We start from the raw sequence: 17594 nt of genomic DNA on the forward strand, positions 1-17594 counted from the left end.
TGATTCTGAGAAGTCGCATTTTATGTCATTTCCCCCACATGCACAAACCAACCTTCTTTGTTGATTTCCGGTTTTTGTGTAAATATTCCGAATACGGCGGCACCGCTTCCCGACATGCTGGCGTACACCGCTCCTTGTTCGTATAGGAACGCTTTCACGTTAGCGATTTCAGGAAATTTTTGAAATACTGACATCTCAAAGTCATTCACCACTGTATCTTTCCATGTCTCGATTGGGCAAAGGATGGCTTCTTTTAGAGGTATCTTTGGGATGGCCGGCTTCACATATCGGTATGCATCGGGTGTTGACACATGGATGGGGGGGATGACCAGGGCCAAGTAATAGCCTTTTAGACTCACCATTGTTGGTTCAAGGATGTTGCCGATCCCTGTTCCAAATGCCGGTTTATTTTCAATGAAAAATGCACAATCGGCACCCAGATGTGCAGCCATCTCCTCGAGCGACGCACTGCTTTCATCCAAATTAAAATAATCGTTAAGCATTTTTAGCATAAAGGCGCCATCGGCACTGCCGCCACCCAGTCCAGCCCCAAAGGGGATTGCCTTGTGTAAATGAACCTTTATAGGAGGCAATTTGGGGTGGCGTTCTCGCATGAGCATCAATGCCTTTATCACAATGTTTCCCACTGCAGGTGCATCCACCGCGATGCCTGTTTGGTGCCATTCGTAGGGGGATGTTTGTTGGTGGGCTGGGATAATTTCAAGTGCGTCGTGTAACCCCACAGGCAAAAATATCGTTTCCAAGTTGTGGTAGCCGTCCGGTCGCTTTTCCACAATATTTAGTCCCAGGTTGATTTTGGCATTCGGAAAGCTAATCATATATCGCTCCTCTCAATTTATTTGTCCATGCAAAGAAAAAAGTTTTTAACACAGGTTGTTGATTTCATTTTGGTAAATATGATCGTTGGCCTCCATTTAAACCCGGTTCGAATCATTACCTTTGCAATCCCCAATTGAAAAGCAAACCCATTATGGCAGAAAAACAGCAGCGTCCACGCGCAAAAAAGAGTCCCGAAGTCGATTTGGCAGTCGGCAAAATGCCCCCTCAGGCTCTTGACCTCGAAGAGGCTGTGCTGGGTGCATTGCTCCTCGAAAAGGATGCCTTTGTGGCCGTGTCGGAAATCATTAAGCCCGACAGTTTTTACAAAGAGGCGCACCAACATATCTACCAGGCCATTTTGTCGCTTTTTAGTAAAGAGCAGCCCGTGGACATGCTCACCGTAACCGAAGAGTTGCGCCGCATGGGCAAACTCGACGAGGTGGGTGGCCCTTTTTATATCACTCAGCTCACCAGCCGGGTGGCTTCTGCGGCTCACATCGAGTATCATGCCCGCATCATCTATCAAAAGTTTCTCCAGCGTGAGATGATTCGTCTGTCCAGTGGCTTGCAAACCAAGGCATATGACGATACCATTGATGTGGATGACCTTTTAGATGAGGCCGAAAACTCCTTCTTCCTGCTTGCCCAGGGCAACATGAAAAAGGACACCGTGCAAATCAATCCCGTGATTCACGAGGCCATCGAAAAAATCAAGGAATCGGGCAATCGACCCGATGGATTGAGTGGTGTTCCCTCGGGATTTACCGAGCTCGACCGCATGACCAACGGTTGGCAGGCCTCCGACTTGGTCATCATCGCGGCCCGTCCTGCGATGGGAAAAACGGCCTTTATCCTCTCCATGACGCGTCAAATGGCGCTCGATCATAGCAAGCCTGTTGCTGTGTTTTCATTGGAGATGTCGAATCTGCAGCTTGTAAACCGTCTTATCGTTTCAGAGACTGAACTGCCCGGTGAGAAAATCAAAAACGGGAAACTCTCTAAGCAAGAGTGGGAGCAGCTCGATCATAAAATACAGCGCCTTATTGACGCCCCTATTTTTGTGGATGACACCCCCGGTCTTTCTGTTTTTGAGCTGCGTGCCAAATGTCGTCGTCTCAAAAAGCAGCACGACATTCAAATCATCATCATTGACTACCTTCAGCTCATGAGTGCCAGCGGGATGAACCCCGGCAGTCGAGAACAGGAGGTGAGTATGATTTCGCGTTCGCTCAAGGGGTTGGCCAAGGAATTGAACGTGCCCATTATTGCCCTGTCGCAGCTCAACCGGGGTGTCGAGAACCGTGCCGGTGCCGAAGGAAAACGCCCTCAGTTGAGTGACCTTCGTGAGTCGGGTGCCATTGAGCAGGATGCCGACATGGTGTGCTTTATTCACCGTCCCGAATATTATAAAATTACCGAAGACGAGGATGGGAATTCGCTTTTGGGCGTTGGTGAGGTCATTATCGCCAAGCACCGTAACGGTGCCACCGGCGATGTGCGACTACGATTCCGTTCTGAGTTGGCTCGATTTGAAGATTACACCCCTGGCTTTGAGAATATCACGCTTGGGTCTCGTATGAATAGTGATGTTGTCTTGCCTAAATTAACTCCTTTAGACGAATCACCTGTCAGCGGGAGTCAGGATTTTCCGTTCCGTCCCGGGTTTGAGAGGGATGCGGCATTTTAGGTTTTTTGTTTGAATGATTGATAGAAGGTAGAGACGTTAGAATTATTGCATATTGAATCAATTTCATGTTGTCAGGTCTGTAAAAAAAACTTTGATTCCGTTGAATCCATAACTAATTTTGCTAAAAAGGACGTAATGCCGGAATTAAGCAGATTTTTGGGAATCGTGATATTTATGAACTTTAATGAGCATAATCCACCCCATTTTCATGCTAAATATGGAGATTTTGAAATTATTGTTGAGATAAGTTCAGGGATTGTTGAAGGGAAATTTCCTAAAAGAGCATTAAGTTTGGTTCTTGAATGGTATGAAATTCATCGGGATGAATTGATGCAGGATTGGGAACTCATTCGGACAACTGGAGAATTCAATAAAATTTCACCTTTAGAGTGATTGATATGATTTTGAATGTAATAAATGCTGAATACAAAGAAGGATACAAGGTATTCTTAACTTTCGATAATGGGGAGTCGGTGTTGGTGGATTTGGAAAGGATAATTTTTGAAGACAAGCGAATGATTTTTAGACCATTGAGAGATGTTAGGTATTTTAAATCATTCAAGGTGAGGTTGAATACTATTACGTGGGATAATGAAGCTGATTTTGCACCTGAATTTTTGCTTGAATTGGGTAAGCAACAACAATCAATGATGATGGATGAACCAATCTCTCATGGTGGTTAATCTGTTTGTTAATTTTTTTTGCAAATAGTTTTTGTTGTTATATGTCAGGTTATCTTCAGTTTTAAGCGTGATTCAATTTTGAATAAAAACATCAATCCCCGAAGATTTATCATATCTCCGGGGATTGATGTTTTACAGCATGCACTCTTCAATCACCTCGGTAAACACCTGCTTGATGTCAAGCCCGGCCGCTCGAATTTGTTGAGGAATGAAGCTGGTGGCTGTCATGCCCGGTGTGGTGTTGACTTCCAGCAAAAAGATGCGCCCTTCGCTCAATATAAAGTCAATGCGCACGATGCCCTTGCATCCCAATATGTCGTAAATAATGGCCACAATGGTGCGGATGCGATCGGCCACTTCCTCGGGGATGCGTGCCGGTGTGATTTCATCGGCCATGTTGGCGGTGTATTTGGCCTCGTAGTCAAAAAAGTCGTTTTTGCTCACCACCTCCGTGATGGGCAACACGTGGTGTTTGCCGCCTGTTTTGTATAGACCACAGGTGAGTTCGGTGCCTTTAATGTATTGCTCAATGATCACTTCGTCACCTTCGGTAAAGGCTTTTTGAATGGCGGCATCCAAATCAGATGCCGTGGTCACTTTCGACACGCCAAAGCTGGAGCCACCGGCATTGGGTTTCACAAAGCAGGGAAGACCCGTTTTTTCGGCAATCTCGAATTTATCGTACGAGTTGCCCTTGCGCAGCATTACCGAGTCGGCCACCGTTACGCCAAACCCTTTGAGGTAGGTGTTGCAGGTGAACTTGTTGAAGGTGATGGCAGCCGTCAATACATCGCAGGTGCTGTGAGGAAGTCCGATGAGGTTGAAATAACCTTGCAGCAACCCATTTTCGCCAGGAGTGCCGTGAATGGTGATGTACGCCAGGTCGAAGGTTACTTTTTGCCCATCGCGAACAAACGAAAAATCGTTTTTGTCGATGGGGTAGTGCGTGCCTTCAAGTACGGCCGACCATTCGGTTTTGGTAATCAGCACCGGATATAAGTTGTAGCGGGCAGTGTCGATGAACGTGAGCAGCCCTTCCACGCTCTTGCGCGAAACCACTTCTTCGGATGAGTAGCCGCCATATACGATTGCGATATTCTTCATGTGTTTGTTGTGTTGTGAGATGTGGATATGAAAAATGTCTTTCTTTTTGTTGATGTTAGGCTGCAATAATAGTGAATTTTCGGGGTTCGATGGATGTTCGTCTCTTATCCTTTCAATAAAAAAGCCACCCCGTGATGGGATGGCTTTGTATGGCTTGTTCATTTAAGATTATCTCATGAACAACAATTCGCGATATTTTGGCAAAGGCCACATCTCATTGTCAACAATCAATTCAAGTTTGTCGATGTGGTAACGGATTTCGTCGAACATTGGGAATACCTTTTGCTCGTAAGCAAAGGCTTTTTCCGACATGTCTTCGAGTTTGTTGGCCACTTTGCGGGCATTTACCATCTCTTCTACCTTGTTTTTGATGAAAGTCACGTGACCTGAAATTTCACGAATCAGGTTCAAACGGTCACCAGCCAGTTCCTGGTAGTCTTTGTCGCCAAAGATGTCTTTGAGGCCTTTTACGTTGTCGATCAAGATATTTTGGTAAGCGACAGCGGTCGGCACAATGTGGTTGATGGCCAAATCGCCCAATACACGAGCTTCGATTTGTACTTTCTTCACATATTTTTCCAACTCCACTTCTACGCGGGCTTCCAGTTCTTTTTCGGTCAGGATGCCACCTTCAACCAACACTTTCTTAGAGTGTGGTGCAGTGTATTTGTGGATCGATTCGGGCACGCTGGTGATGTTCGACAGACCACGTTTGGCAGCTTCTGCTTTCCATGCATCTGAGTAACCGTCGCCGTCGAAGTGAATGGCTTTTGACTCGAGAATTAGTTTGCGAAGAATTTGGAAGATGGCTTCGTCTTTCTTCACACCTTTTTCGATCAATGCGTCAACTTCAACTTTGAACTCGCGTAATTGAGTGGCTACCGAAGCGTTCAGGACGGTCATGGCTGCGGCACAGTTGGCCGATGAACCTACCGCACGGAATTCGAAACGGTTACCGGTAAATGCGAAGGGTGAAGTACGGTTGCGATCGGTGTTGTCCAACAAAATTTCAGGAATACGGCCGATACCCAATTTGAGGTTGGTTTTTTCCTCGGGTGTCATTTTTTGGTCGCTCACTTTCTCAACAATGTTGTCGAGCATCGCGCTCAATTGAGTTCCCAAAAAGGTCGATACGATTGCCGGAGGTGCTTCGTTGGCACCCAAGCGGTGGGTGTTCGAGGCGTTCAGGATGGCAGCGCGAAGCAAGTTCTGGTTTTTATAAACAGCAGTAATGGTGTTCACCAAAAAGGTGAGGAACTGCATGTTGCTTTTGGGGTTTTTGCCGGGCGAGAACAGGTTGACGCCTGTGTCGGTGGTAAGTGACCAGTTGTTGTGTTTACCCGAACCGTTGACGCCTTTAAATGGTTTTTCGTGCAGCAGCACTGCAAAACCATGTTGTGTTGCCAAGCGTTTCATCACGTCCATCACCAGTTGGTTATGGTCGTTGGCCAGGTTGGCTTCTTCGTAAATGGGCGCCAGCTCAAATTGGTTTGGAGCCACCTCGTTGTGACGGGTTTTTACAGGAATGCCCAATTTGTGCGATTCCACTTCCAATTCCATCATAAAGCGATACACACGCTCAGGGATAGATGCAAAGTAGTGGTCTTCGAGTTGTTGGTTTTTTGCTGATGTGTGTCCCATCAAGGTACGTCCGGTGAGCATCAGGTCGGGACGGGCATGATAGAGGCTCAGGTCAACCAGGAAATATTCTTGTTCCCAGCCAAGATTGGCTGTTACTTTTGATACGTTTTTATCGAAATATTGGCATACATCAACAGCAGCTTTGTCAACCGCAGCAATGGCGCGCAGCAGAGGGGTTTTGTAGTCGAGTGCTTCGCCGGTGTATGAAATAAACACGGTGGGTACGCAAAGGGTTGTGCCTACAATAAATGCAGGAGACGACACGTCCCAAGCTGTATAACCACGAGCTTCAAAAGTTTGGCGGATTCCTCCTGATGGGAACGATGAGGCATCGGGTTCTTGTTGAGCCAATAATTTTCCTGAAAAGTCCTCAATGATTTCACCATCCTGACCATAGTCGATAAAACCGTCATGTTTTTCGGCGGTTCCGTCGGTGAGGGGTTGAAACCAGTGGGTGTAGTGGGTTGCGCCATTTTCCATGGCCCATGCTTTCATGCCGGCAGCGACGCTGTTGGCGATTTTGCGATCAATGGGTTCGCCACTTTTCATGGCTTCCAGCACGGCTGAATAGATGTCTTTCGACAAGAAACGTTTCATCACGTCTTCGTTGAAGACCAATTTGCCGTAGTAATCAGAAACCTTTGTAGAAGGTAATTTCACCTCTACCGGTTTTTTTTCTAAAAATTCTTTGAGTGCTTGAAATCTTAAAGTCGCCATACAAGAGGATATTTAGATTTTTAATGAATTGACATTGCAAAAATAGGGTTTTTTGAAATAGATTGTCATTTTAAGCTCTGTTTTTTTGAAAAAATATCATTAAAATGTGTTTTAGCCCTATGTTTTGAAACTGAATTGCGGTTTTTTGCTGTTTTTTTGTCGTTTTTTATTCTTTTCTATTTCAGATTTCATGCGCCTTGTGGGCAATTTGGGGGTCTGTTTGGTTTTTTAACCCTTTTGGGGTGTTGTGTGTTTAAAAAGCGGGGGTGATTTTGTGTAAGTGTTGTTATTTATTGCAATTGCCTTGCAAAAATCGGTATTGTTTGTGAAAAAAGAAAGAGGCTGTCATGTTTTTTATGACAGCCTCTTTGTGATGTGGTGATTAAAAAAATGGGGGGGAGGATGATTTATTTGATGTGTCCCTCGTCGCGCAGTTCTTTTTCGATGATTTCCATCTGGTCGTAAAATTCGATGCCGTATTTGCGCACGATGGGGTCTTTGAGGAACTTATACACGGGCATGTTCAGTTTGTGTCCTAACAAGAAGGCGACTTTGCACACTTCCCATTTGTGAAAGTTGAGCGCCTCCATGTTGTTGACCTTGCTGATGCGAATGGGGTAGAGGTGACACGAGATGGGTTTTTTAAAGCTCACCACCCCGTCGTTGTAGGCCTGCTCGATGGCACATTTGCAGGTTCCGTCGGCGTCGAAGATGGCGTACACGCATTCGCGGCCGTTGATGATGGGCGTTACCTTGTCGTCGTCCCAGTCGATGACCCATTTGCCTTGGGCTTCGATCTCGGCAATGGCATTGGGTAACAGGTAAGGTTTGATGAGGGGGTAAATCTCTTCGAGCAGCGCCGCTTCGGCATCGTCGAGCGGGGCACCCGATTCGCCTTCTACGCAACACTCGCCCTTGCAGGCACCCAGGTCGCACACAAACTTCTTCTCGAATACATCGAGGCTGATGAGGGTATCGTCTATTTGTACCATATATATATATGTATGAAAAAAGCCACCCGAAGGTGGCTTCAAAATTAGTTCAAATGGGGTAGAGTATCGACATCTTGCCCCATTGTCTTTTAAAAAATTATGCCATTGTGATGAGTGATTTGCCGGTCATCTCCTCGGGCTGCTCAATGTTCATCAGTTGGAGGATCGACGGAGCCACATCGGCCAAAATACCATCTTTCACCGTGCCTTTGCGGTCGGTCACCCAAATGAACGGAACGGGGTTGAGCGAGTGAGCTGTGTTGGGGCTGCCATCGGGGTTCACCGCGTTGTCGGCATTCCCGTGGTCAGCAATGATGATGGCTTCGTAACCGTTGGCCACAGCCGTTTCTACCACTTCTTTAAGACAGATGTCAACCGTTTTCACGGCTTTCATGATGGCCTCGTACACGCCGGTGTGACCCACCATGTCGCCATTGGCAAAGTTGAGGGCAATGAAGTCGTATTTCTGTTTGTTGAGTTCGGCAACCACCGCGTCTTTCACTTCGTAGGCGCTCATTTCGGGCTGAAGGTCGTAAGTGGCCACTTTGGGAGAGTTGATGAGGATGCGATCTTCGTGCTCGTAAGTGGCTTCGCGTCCACCCGAGAAAAAGAAGGTTACGTGGGCATATTTTTCGGTTTCGGCAATGCGCAATTGCTTGAGGCCTTTGGCGGCAATCACTTCGCCAATGGTATTGCTCACGTTGTCTTTGTCGTAAAGGATGTGCATGCCCTTGAAGTTGGCATCGTAGGGCGTCATGGTGCAGTAGTACAGGGGAATGGTTTTCATGCCGTGCTCGGGCATGTCCTCCTGGGTGAGCACCTGGGTGATTTCGCGGGCGCGGTCGTTGCGGTAGTTGAAGAACACCACCACGTCGCCATCGCTGATGGTTCCCACGGGTTTGCCGGCAGCGTCAACGGCCACGATGGGCTTGATGAATTCGTCGGTCACATCGGCATCATACGAAGTCTGAATGGCGTCGAGCACATTGGTGGTGGTGGCGCCTTTGCCCAATACCATCAGGTCGTAAGCTTCTTTCACGCGCTCCCAGCGTTTGTCGCGATCCATGGCGTAGTAGCGGCCAATGACAGAGGCCACTTTGGCTTTGGTCTCTTTGATGTTGTCGAGCAGTTCGCTCATGAAGCCTTTGCCGCTCTTGGGGTCGGTGTCGCGACCATCCATAAAGGCGTGTACAAAGATGTTGGCAATGCCGTAGCTGTTGGCAATTTCGACCAGTTTATAAAGATGCTCCTGTGAGCTGTGTACGCCCCCTTTGGATACCAACCCGAGGAAATGCACCTGTTTGCCGTTTTCTTTGGCATAGGTCATGGCTTTTACCAGTTCGGGGTTTTTGTACATCGAGTTGTCGCGAACGGCAATGTTGATTTTCACCAAATCCTGATAAAGCACGCGGCCGGCGCCAATGTTGAGGTGACCCACCTCGGAGTTGCCCATTTGCCCGTCGGGCAGACCCACGTTTTCGCCCGAGGCTTGCAGTTGAGCGTGGGGATATTTTTGTTCCAGACTGTGGAAATAAGGGGTTTCGCCCGTGGCGATGCAGTCCGATTTGCTTTTGTTTCCGTATCCCCAGCCGTCGAGGATAATCAAGATGGTTTTCTTAGACATGTTTGTGTATTTTAATTTTTATATTCTGCAGTAAATGGGTTGCACAGGCAACGCTGTTGAGGTGTCACTGAAAGTGAACGAGCGCAAAATTAGTTTTTTTGATGTGGATAGCGACGTTTACCCTTATAAATTAAAGCACTTTAACACCTTGTGAGGATAACAATGCCCTTGTGGGGGTTGTTCATCGGGGGGGATGTTTTCAATTGTTTTTTTTTGATGATGATGTGGGGCGTTTCCCCCATTTTCGGCCGACGGGCTGCCGCAACTTGTCGGCAGACAATCGCCCCCGGCCGACGCATCCTCAAAAGTGGCGGCAAGGATTCGCCACCGGCCGAAAGGTTGTCGCCGGTTTGCGGGAGCCATTCGGCCGTGGCCGACGCATCCCCTGAAATGGCGGCAAGGTTTTGGCTGCTGCCTGATTAGGGTCGTGTATTTGCGGAAAAGTTTCCGATGCGTCGGAATGGCTGCCGCAAATGTGCGGCAAGGATTCCGACCGGCCGGATTGTTTGCCGCAAAGGTGCGACAAGGATTCCGACACCTCGGAATGGCTGCCGCAGGTTGTCGGCAAGGATTCCGACCGGCCGGACGGCTTTTTTCACTTCCCGCTCATCGTAAATGGAGGGTGGGAGACGCCAATCCTTCTACGATATAACTCTTTTGAATTATAAAGTAGAAGGATTTGAACACAGGTTTAATCGTATCTCAAACGCACAACACAACTTCAAAAAAACGGTGTGACTTTGTGCTTCTGTGTTCACAGAAAACTCAGTGTCTCTTCAGTCTAATCTGTCTGTCTTTCGTCTAAAAATCTTCCTGTCTTCCTGATCGAAGGCTTGATTAGCGTCCTCCAAAAGTCGGCGTCACAGGTAAGGATTGTGCTTTTTTTCCCACCCGATGGTGGTTTCGGGGCCGTGTCCGGGATAGACGATTGCCTCGTCGGGCAGGGTAAAGAGTTTGCCGGTGATGCCCTGTTTGAGCAGGTCGAAACTACCGCCGGGCAGGTCGGTGCGGCCTATGCTGTCGCGAAACAGCACATCGCCGGCCAACAGGCGCTGGCCTTCGGGGTCGTACAGCACCACGCTTCCGGGCGAGTGCCCCGGTACGTGCAGCACCTTCAGGTGGCTGTTGCCAAAGGTGACTTCGTCGCCCTCGTTCAAACGATGGTTTACTGCCGGCGGGTTGCTGTTCATGCGAATGCCGTAGCTCAGGGCATGGTCAACGGTGTGGGGCAGCATGAACTCGTCGCCCTCGTGCGCCCATATTTCCAGGTTCCAACGATCGGCCACCCAGGCGCTGCCAAACACATGATCGAGGTGCAGGTGGGTGTTGACAATTTTAACGGGCTTGAGGCCGTTTTGCGTGATGAAAGCTTCCAGTCGTTGCTCCTCACGTACTTCCAAACATCCGGGATCTACAATGATGCACTCTTTGGTGTCGTCGTGCAAGACGTAGGTGTTGATTTGGAACGGGCTAAATGCAAAGGGTGTGATGTGTATCATGGTTGTTTTAGTATCAAGTATTTAGTGTCAAGTGTCAAGGTCGTTAAGTTAGTGCGATTCACAAAAGAGACAAGAAGATGATTAGACGAAAGACAGATAGATTAGACTGAGGAGACGAAGAAGACACATCTAAATATCTTTCCTAATCTCATCCTCTGTCTCATCGTCTGATGTCTTTCTCTCTTAACTAAACGACATTGCATCAAGAATTCGTTTTTTAATGATCTGAATCCATCCGAAACTTTATTTCTTTTCAATTCCATTGAGCATGGGCACGAAGGCGCAGTCGCCAAACGCTTCTTTTTCAAAGTCGATGTCGGAGAGGCGGCGGATGCGGGTCATCACCTGTCGGTTTTCGCCCACGGGAATCACCATCAAACCTCCGACTTTCAGTTGTGTGAGCAATTCTTTGGGGACATAGGGGGCGCCTGCCGTGACGATAATTTTGTCGAAAGGCGCCACGTCCGGCAACCCCTGATAACCATCGCCCCAATATTGGCGGAGCAAAAACCCCAGTTTGGGCAGTAGCGACGCGGTGCGGTCGTACAACTCCTTTTGGCGCTCGATGGAGAACAGTTTGGCACCCATGGCCACCAGTACGGCAGCCTGGTACCCGCTTCCGGTACCCACTTCTAAAATCTTTTCGCCCGGCTGCACTTCGAGCAATTGGCTTTGAAGCGCCACCGTGTAGGGTTGCGAAATGGTTTGTCCTGCCCCAATGGGAAAGGCTTTGTCCTGATAAGCAAATCCGCTAAAGCTGGGGTCGATGAACAAATGACGGGGAACGCGGCCAATGGCCTCTAACACCCGCGGGTGGGTGATGCCTTTCTTTTGCAACTCTTGCACCAGCCGTTGCCGAAGGCCTTTGTGTCTGAATGAATCCTCACGAACTATCATAGCACCCCAAAGTTATAAGTTATCGGCATTCACCTTGCGGGTGTTGATAAGTTTCGGGTAAAAAATAACAAAGACGCTAAAGCTCAAAGCTTCTTGTTGCCAAGAGAGATCTTTGCGCCTTAGCGTCTCCGTTTTTATCAGTTTATCCTGTGGTGCTTACAGTTTTGCCTTAATGAGTTCCCCGGCTTTGGCCAGTGCTTGGTCAAGTCCGGCCGGGTTTTTACCCCCTGCTGTGGCAAAGAAAGGCTGTCCGCCGCCACCGCCCTGTATTTCTTTGGCCGCTTCGCGAATGATGAGTGAGGCGTTGAGGTCGTGCTTTTGTGCAGTTTCTTCACTTATGATGACGGCGATTTGCGGGTTTCCGCCGGCCATCACGCCCAACACGGCTACCACATCGGCAGCATCGCCGCGCAGCTGAAACGCGAAATCCTTCAGCACGCCGGCATACATGGGGTCGATGTTGGCCACCACCACCCGGGTGCCGTTCACGTTCATCGCTTTGGCCAGGAGTGTTTGTTTTTCAACGGCAATCATCTGTTTGCGCAGTTGGTCGAGTTCGCGACTCAGGGCGCTGTTCTCTTCCTGCAGCACTTCGACGCTGCGTTTGAGATTCGATGGATTTTTGAGGGTGGTATGGAGGTCGCGCAGCAGGTTTTCCTGTCCGTACACAAACTCCTCGGCCTTGTGCCCGGCCACGGCCTCGATGCGACGCACGCCGGCCGAGATGCTCGATTCGCCGGTGATTTTAAAGTATCCGATTTGTCCGGTGGCTTGCACGTGGGTTCCACCACACAGTTCAACGCTGTTGCCAAAGCCAATGGTGCGCACCACGTCGCCGTATTTTTCGCCAAACAGTGCCATGGCTCCCATTTCGCGGGCTTTTTCGATGGGTGTTTCACGTCCTTCGTGCAGCGGGGCGTTTTCGCGAATGAGTTGGTTGACGCGTTTTTCGATGGCCACAATTTCGTCCTCGTTGACCTTTTGGAAGTGGCTGAAATCGAAGCGCAGGTGGTCGGCATGTACCAGTGACCCTTTTTGCTCAACGTGCGTGCCCAGTATTTCGCGCAGTGCCTTGTGCAGCAGGTGGGTTACCGAGTGGTGACGGGCAATGGCCAGTCGTTTGTCTGCATCCACTTTGGCCACGAATGTGGCCGCCGGATTCTCGGGCAGCGCATTGGCAATGTGTACAATGAGGTTATTTTCTTTTTTTGTATCAATGATGTCGATGCGCTCGTTGGCATTGGCAATGGTTCCAGTATCACCCACCTGTCCGCCGCTTTCGGCATAAAATGGGGTGACGTTAAACACCAGTTGATATTGTTCTTTGTTTTTGGCTGTGATTTTGCGGTAGCGGGTAATGATGATGTCGGCCTGCAGATGGTCGTAGCCAATGAATTTGACCTGTTCGTCTTCTTTAAGCACCACCCAGTCGTCGGTTTGAATGGCGGTGGCATTGCGGGCGCGTTGTTTTTGAGCTTCCATTTCGGTTTCAAACTCCCCGCGGTTGAGGGTGAGTTCGTTCTCTTTCAAAATCAGTTCGGTGAGATCCAGAGGAAAGCCAAAGGTGTCGTACAGTTCAAAGGCCACTTTGCCACTCACTTCACTGCCGCCGTTAGCACGGGTTTCGGTAATGATCTTGTTCAGGAGTGAAATACCGGTTTCGAGCGTGCGCAGAAACGACTCTTCTTCTTCTTTCATCACCTTGGTGATAAGCTCTTGTTGTGCTTTTAATTCGGGATAGGCATCGCCCATGCAGGCCACCAGGGCGGGGATGAGTCGATACATGTAACTTTCGCGTGAACCCAAAAACGTGTAAGCGTAACGTACGGCACGGCGCAAAATACGACGTATGACGTAACCGGCTTTGTTGTTCGATGGCAATTGACCATCGGCAATGGCAAAGGCAATGGTGCGGATGTGATCCGAAACCACGCGCATGGCCACATCGGTTTGTGTGCTGCTGCCGTATTTAATATTGGTCAGGCGTTCTTGTTCGGCAATGATGGGGGTGAAGATATCGGTGTCGTAGTTCGACTTTTTCCCCTGAAGCACGCGTACCAGGCGCTCGAATCCCATACCGGTATCGACGTGCTTGCTGGGCAGTTGCTCCAGTTCGCCCGATGCTTTGCGGTTGTATTGAATGAAGACGTTGTTCCAAATTTCGATGACCTGAGGGTGGTCGTTGTTCACCAGCTCACGCCCGGGTTTGAGGGCAATTTCATCGTCATCGCGCAGGTCAATGTGTATTTCGGAGCAAGGGCCACATGGGCCCGATTCGCCCATCTCCCAAAAGTTATCTTTTTTGTTGCCATCGATGATGTGGTCGGCGGGCAGGTGTTTGAGCCAAATGTTGTAGGCTTCGTTGTCGCGCTCCAAACCATCACCGGCATAGCCTTCGAAAACCGTTGCATACAGTCGGCTCTTGTCAATTTTGAGCACTTCGGTAAGGTATTCCCACGCCCAGTCGATGGCTTCTTGCTTAAAGTAGTCACCAAACGACCAGTTGCCCAACATCTCAAACATGGTGTGGTGGTAGGTGTCATGACCCACTTCCTCCAGGTCGTTGTGTTTGCCCGATACACGCAAACATTTTTGCGAGTTGGCCACGCGTTTATCCACAATGGGGCTGTTGCCCAAAAATATTTCCTTAAACTGATTCATCCCCGCGTTGGTAAACATCAGGGTGGGGTCGTTTTTGACCACCATGGGCGCCGATGGCACAATGCGGTGCTGTTTGCTGGCAAAAAAATCGAGAAAACTTTGTCTAACCTCTGCTGCTTTCATGGTCGATAGATTGTACTATTGCGATGCCCTTGGGCATGATTAATTTCGCTTTAAAAAATTGGTCGCAAATATCACAAAAAAAACAATCATTTCCATTATGGATGAATTGCTTCTGAAAAGGTTTTTTCTCTTTGCATTCCTTTGTTTTGGGGTTATCTTGTTCCGTAAGATGGCTATGATTATCAAAAAAAGAGTTGGTTTGTAGGATTATTTAACTAATTTTGGCCTGCTTGCTATAAAAAACAACGTTTTATAGTTACTTAATTCAGAAGTCTATGTCAAAGGTAAAGTACCGATACAATCCCGAGACGCTGAGCTACGACCGCATTAAGACTGGGTTTAAATATTATCTCAAACGCGTATTTCTTTTTGGTCTTTCAAGCAATGTTATTGGGTTTGTCATCTTTTTAGGATATAACGAATTTTTTGACAGTCCTAAAGAAAAGCGTCTTCAGCGCGAAAACATGCAAATGTTGGCGCAGATTGAAGTGATGGATAAAAAGCTGGAACAAGTGCAAACGGTTCTTGGTGATTTGCAGCAGCGCGATGAAAATATTTATCGTGTAATTTTTATGGCCGACAGCATTCCCAATTCGATCCGGATGGCCGGGTTTGGTGGGGTAAATCGTTACTCGGCTCTTGAAAATCTGAGTAACTCTGAATTACTGGTCAATACGGCGCAGCGGTTAGATATTGTGCTCAAACAGTTGTATGTGCAGTCAAAGTCGTATGACGAAATTATTGATTTGGCCAAAAACAAGGACGAAATGTTGCGCTGCACGCCGTCCATCATGCCCATTTCCAATACCGATTTAAAACGTACCGCTTCGGGATGGGGATGGCGAATACATCCTATTTATAAGATTAAGAAGTTTCATGAGGGGATGGACTTTACAGCCAGTACGGGAACTGATGTGTATGCCACGGGCGATGGCGTGGTTGATGAAGTGGTGTCTTCAAATATAGGTTATGGCAAGCACATTGTCATTAATCACGGGTTTGGGTATAAGACCCTTTATGCGCACTTAAACGATTTTAATGTAAAGGTAGGGCAAAAAGTCAATCGCGGTGATGTGATTGGTGCGGTAGGAAATACCGGCACCTCAACGGCTCCTCACTTGCATTACGAAGTGCATGTGCGCGGCCAAAAGCAAAACCCGCAGCACTATTATTTCCAGGAAGATTTAACTGCCGACGAATATGAGAAGATGATTCAGATTTCGTCCAATTCCAATCAGACCTTCGATTAATGTTCACAGATATAAAAAAGCCCCGTTTGCTCATTGGCAGACGGGGCTTTTTAATTACTTAATGGCTTGTCGTAACCACTTGATTTCTTCAGCCCAGCGCGATTCGTCGGGTGTTTCAAGTATGATGGGGATGTTGTTGAACCTTTCATCGTTGATAAATCGTTCAAAAAAAGCGTAGCCCAATAATCCGTTACCCAGGGTTTCGTGCCTGTCGACACGACTGCCCAAGGCTTTTTTCGTGTCGTTGAGGTGAATGGCTTTGAGGTAACTTCGTCCTACCACTTCATCAAACTTTTGCCAAGTGGTTTGGTATCCCTCATCTGACAGAATGTCGTACCCGGCCGAATAGGCGTGGCAGGTGTCGATGCATATGCCCACGCGGGTTTTATCTTCCACTCGGTCGATGATGCGTGCCAAATGTTCAAACGAGTAACCCACGTTACTGCCTTGTCCTGCGGTGTTTTCAATCACGGCTGTTACGCCGGCCGTTTTTGCAAGGGCGCGGTTAATGGAATCGGCGATAACATCCAGACATGCATCTTCGCTGATGGCATTGAGATGACTGCCGGGGTGAAAGTTGAGCATGGTAAGCCCCAGTTGTTCGCAGCGTTGCATTTCATCGAGGAAGGCGGCACGCGACTTTTCAAGGCCTTCGTGTTCGGGATGACCCAAGTTGATGAGGTAACTGTCGTGGGGGAGGATGAATTCGGGGCGAATACCGGCGCGGGCAATGCCTGCTTTAAAGCTGTCAATGCTTTCGCGGGTTAAGGGTTTGGCAACCCATTGCCGTTGGTTTTTGGTGAATAAGGCAAAGGCGTTGGCTTCTATGGATTGAGCATTGAGCGGGGCGTTTTCAACTCCGCCAGAGGCGCTCACGTGTGCCCCAATGTATTTATTTGTCATGTTGTCAGTTTTTTGATTGTTGGTCGATGATTTGTGTTACAACAACCGTTGCGGTTGAGTTGTTTACTGCAAAGCTAATCACATTTTTTTGTTGAGCCCTTTGTCTCGTTAAGTGCTATTGAGGGTATCATCTGTGGTTTTGTGAGATTAAATCGCAATGTCGTTAAGTTAGTGCGATTCATAAAAGAGACAAGAAGATGACTAGACTAAAGACAGATAGATTAGACTGAAGAGACGAAGAGAACGGATCTAAACATCTGTTTTCATCTCATCATCTGTCTCTTAGTCTGACATCTTTTTCTCTTAACTAAACGATATTCGATATAATCGTGTTATTTTAATAAATTTGAACTTCTTAAAAAAAAACAGAATGCTATGAAAACATTGAAAAAAATTGCTTTTGCCTTGATGTTGCTGCCATTTTTCACCAGTTGCAGTTATAACAAAATGGTAGAGTTGTCCGAAGGGGTTGATGCGCAATGGGCGCAGGTTGAGAATGTGTATCAGCGTCGTGCTGATTTGATTCCGAATTTGGTAAACACGGTGAAGGGCTATGCCGAGCATGAAAAGTCGACCCTTGATGCCGTGATTTCGGCGCGTGCCAAAGCAACGAGCGTCAATGTCTCGGCCGATAATCTCACTGAGGAGAATATGGCCAATTTTCAACAGGCTCAACAAGGTCTTTCCGGAGCTTTGTCGCGATTGATGGTGGTGATGGAAAATTATCCTGACCTAAAAGCGAACCAGAACTTTATGGATTTACAAGCTCAGCTCGAAGGAACCGAAAACCGCATTGCTGTTGAGCGCAACAAGTTCAATGAAGCTGTTCGGATGTATAATACTAAAATCAAGAGTTTCCCTCAGGTGATTTATTCCGGATGGTTCGGATTTGAGAAGAAGCCGTTTTTTAAGGCAGACGAGGCAGCCAAAGAAGCCCCAAAGGTTGAGTTCTAAAACATCATGCTAAATAACT

The 17594-nt window shown here is 47.9% G+C and carries 15 protein-coding genes; 6 read left to right on the forward strand and 9 right to left on the reverse strand.

Annotated elements, in window-relative coordinates:
* Nucleotides 1-20: 20 nt before the first annotated feature.
* On the reverse strand, nt 21-839 hold the full coding sequence (ispE, locus tag LX69_RS00835; RefSeq protein WP_111443896.1) for a 4-(cytidine 5'-diphospho)-2-C-methyl-D-erythritol kinase: 819 nt from the start codon (nt 837-839) through the stop codon (nt 21-23).
* 152 nt (nt 840-991) lie between these two features.
* Here ispE and dnaB point away from each other — a divergent pair, with 152 nt between their 5' ends.
* The 3 genes from dnaB (at nt 992) to LX69_RS00850 (ending at nt 3210) form a co-directional block, all read left to right on the forward strand.
* Entirely contained in the window at nt 992-2527 is a 1536-nt protein-coding gene (gene dnaB / locus LX69_RS00840; protein ID WP_111443897.1) for a replicative DNA helicase, read from the forward strand.
* Nucleotides 2528-2662: 135 nt separating this feature from the next.
* A complete protein-coding gene (locus LX69_RS00845; RefSeq protein WP_111443898.1) occupies nt 2663-2920 on the forward strand; it encodes a DUF4160 domain-containing protein in 258 nt (85 codons plus the stop codon).
* Between the two features lie 5 nt (nt 2921-2925).
* Nucleotides 2926-3210 (forward strand): DUF2442 domain-containing protein, encoded by a 285-nt coding sequence (locus LX69_RS00850; protein ID WP_111443899.1) that lies wholly within the window; start codon nt 2926-2928, stop codon nt 3208-3210.
* Nucleotides 3211-3342: 132 nt separating this feature from the next.
* Here the strand turns inward: LX69_RS00850 and LX69_RS00855 are convergent, their stop codons facing one another.
* From LX69_RS00855 to gpmI, 4 genes are all read right to left on the reverse strand, one after another.
* A complete protein-coding gene (locus LX69_RS00855) occupies nt 3343-4314 on the reverse strand; it encodes a D-alanine--D-alanine ligase (RefSeq protein WP_111443989.1) in 972 nt (323 codons plus the stop codon).
* A gap of 168 nt (nt 4315-4482) precedes the next feature.
* On the reverse strand, nt 4483-6672 hold the full coding sequence (locus LX69_RS00860) for a glutamine synthetase III family protein (protein ID WP_111443900.1): 2190 nt from the start codon (nt 6670-6672) through the stop codon (nt 4483-4485).
* Between the two features lie 407 nt (nt 6673-7079).
* Entirely contained in the window at nt 7080-7664 is a 585-nt protein-coding gene (locus LX69_RS00865; protein ID WP_111443901.1) for a DUF3109 family protein, read from the reverse strand.
* A gap of 97 nt (nt 7665-7761) precedes the next feature.
* A complete protein-coding gene (gene gpmI / locus LX69_RS00870) occupies nt 7762-9288 on the reverse strand; it encodes a 2,3-bisphosphoglycerate-independent phosphoglycerate mutase (RefSeq protein WP_111443902.1) in 1527 nt (508 codons plus the stop codon).
* A gap of 213 nt (nt 9289-9501) precedes the next feature.
* On the opposite strand from gpmI, the gene LX69_RS00875 reads away from it, so the two are divergent.
* Complete coding sequence (locus LX69_RS00875; RefSeq protein WP_146260592.1) at nt 9502-9711, forward strand: hypothetical protein; 210 nt, start codon at nt 9502-9504, stop codon at nt 9709-9711.
* 437 nt (nt 9712-10148) lie between these two features.
* Here the strand turns inward: LX69_RS00875 and LX69_RS00880 are convergent, their stop codons facing one another.
* The 3 genes from LX69_RS00880 to alaS all read right to left on the reverse strand — a co-directional run bounded on the left by LX69_RS00880 (nt 10149) and on the right by alaS (nt 14468).
* On the reverse strand, nt 10149-10787 hold the full coding sequence (locus LX69_RS00880; RefSeq protein ID WP_111443904.1) for an MBL fold metallo-hydrolase: 639 nt from the start codon (nt 10785-10787) through the stop codon (nt 10149-10151).
* 243 nt (nt 10788-11030) lie between these two features.
* Nucleotides 11031-11684, reverse strand: a complete 654-nt coding sequence (locus LX69_RS00885; protein ID WP_111443905.1) for a protein-L-isoaspartate(D-aspartate) O-methyltransferase — start codon at nt 11682-11684, stop codon at nt 11031-11033.
* A 156-nt stretch (nt 11685-11840) separates the two neighbouring features.
* The gene (alaS, locus tag LX69_RS00890) at nt 11841-14468 is read right to left on the reverse strand and encodes an alanine--tRNA ligase (protein WP_111443906.1); all 2628 of its coding nucleotides are present in this window, start codon (nt 14466-14468) and stop codon (nt 11841-11843) included.
* A gap of 275 nt (nt 14469-14743) precedes the next feature.
* On the opposite strand from alaS, the gene LX69_RS00895 reads away from it, so the two are divergent.
* Nucleotides 14744-15718: a M23 family metallopeptidase gene (locus LX69_RS00895; RefSeq protein ID WP_111443907.1), complete on the forward strand. Its 975-nt coding sequence runs from the start codon at nt 14744-14746 to the stop codon at nt 15716-15718.
* Between the two features lie 54 nt (nt 15719-15772).
* Here the strand turns inward: LX69_RS00895 and nfo are convergent, their stop codons facing one another.
* Nucleotides 15773-16621 carry a deoxyribonuclease IV gene (nfo, locus tag LX69_RS00900; protein WP_111443908.1) on the reverse strand — a complete coding sequence of 283 codons (849 nt, stop codon included), beginning with the start codon at nt 16619-16621 and terminating at the stop codon, nt 15773-15775.
* 375 nt (nt 16622-16996) lie between these two features.
* Here nfo and LX69_RS00905 point away from each other — a divergent pair, with 375 nt between their 5' ends.
* On the forward strand, nt 16997-17575 hold the full coding sequence (locus LX69_RS00905; protein WP_111443909.1) for a LemA family protein: 579 nt from the start codon (nt 16997-16999) through the stop codon (nt 17573-17575).
* Nucleotides 17576-17594 lie beyond the last annotated feature (19 nt).

It is taken from the genome of Breznakibacter xylanolyticus, from assembly GCF_003254275.1.
In the GTDB taxonomy this organism is placed as follows: Bacteria; Bacteroidota; Bacteroidia; order Bacteroidales; family Marinilabiliaceae; genus Breznakibacter; species Breznakibacter xylanolyticus.

Coding starts and splice junctions, on each gene's coding strand:
- ispE (WP_111443896.1), bottom strand. CDS start 839: ATGATTAGCTTTCCGAATGCCAAAATCAACCTGGGACTAAATATTGTG.
- dnaB (WP_111443897.1), top strand. CDS start 992: ATGGCAGAAAAACAGCAGCGTCCACGCGCAAAAAAGAGTCCCGAAGTC.
- LX69_RS00845 (WP_111443898.1), top strand. CDS start 2,663: ATGCCGGAATTAAGCAGATTTTTGGGAATCGTGATATTTATGAACTTT.
- LX69_RS00850 (WP_111443899.1), top strand. CDS start 2,926: ATGATTTTGAATGTAATAAATGCTGAATACAAAGAAGGATACAAGGTA.
- LX69_RS00855 (WP_111443989.1), bottom strand. CDS start 4,314: ATGAAGAATATCGCAATCGTATATGGCGGCTACTCATCCGAAGAAGTG.
- LX69_RS00860 (WP_111443900.1), bottom strand. CDS start 6,672: ATGGCGACTTTAAGATTTCAAGCACTCAAAGAATTTTTAGAAAAAAAA.
- LX69_RS00865 (WP_111443901.1), bottom strand. CDS start 7,664: ATGGTACAAATAGACGATACCCTCATCAGCCTCGATGTATTCGAGAAG.
- gpmI (WP_111443902.1), bottom strand. CDS start 9,288: ATGTCTAAGAAAACCATCTTGATTATCCTCGACGGCTGGGGATACGGA.
- LX69_RS00880 (WP_111443904.1), bottom strand. CDS start 10,787: ATGATACACATCACACCCTTTGCATTTAGCCCGTTCCAAATCAACACC.
- LX69_RS00885 (WP_111443905.1), bottom strand. CDS start 11,684: ATGATAGTTCGTGAGGATTCATTCAGACACAAAGGCCTTCGGCAACGG.
- alaS (WP_111443906.1), bottom strand. CDS start 14,468: ATGAAAGCAGCAGAGGTTAGACAAAGTTTTCTCGATTTTTTTGCCAGC.
- LX69_RS00895 (WP_111443907.1), top strand. CDS start 14,744: ATGTCAAAGGTAAAGTACCGATACAATCCCGAGACGCTGAGCTACGAC.
- nfo (WP_111443908.1), bottom strand. CDS start 16,621: ATGACAAATAAATACATTGGGGCACACGTGAGCGCCTCTGGCGGAGTT.
- LX69_RS00905 (WP_111443909.1), top strand. CDS start 16,997: ATGAAAACATTGAAAAAAATTGCTTTTGCCTTGATGTTGCTGCCATTT.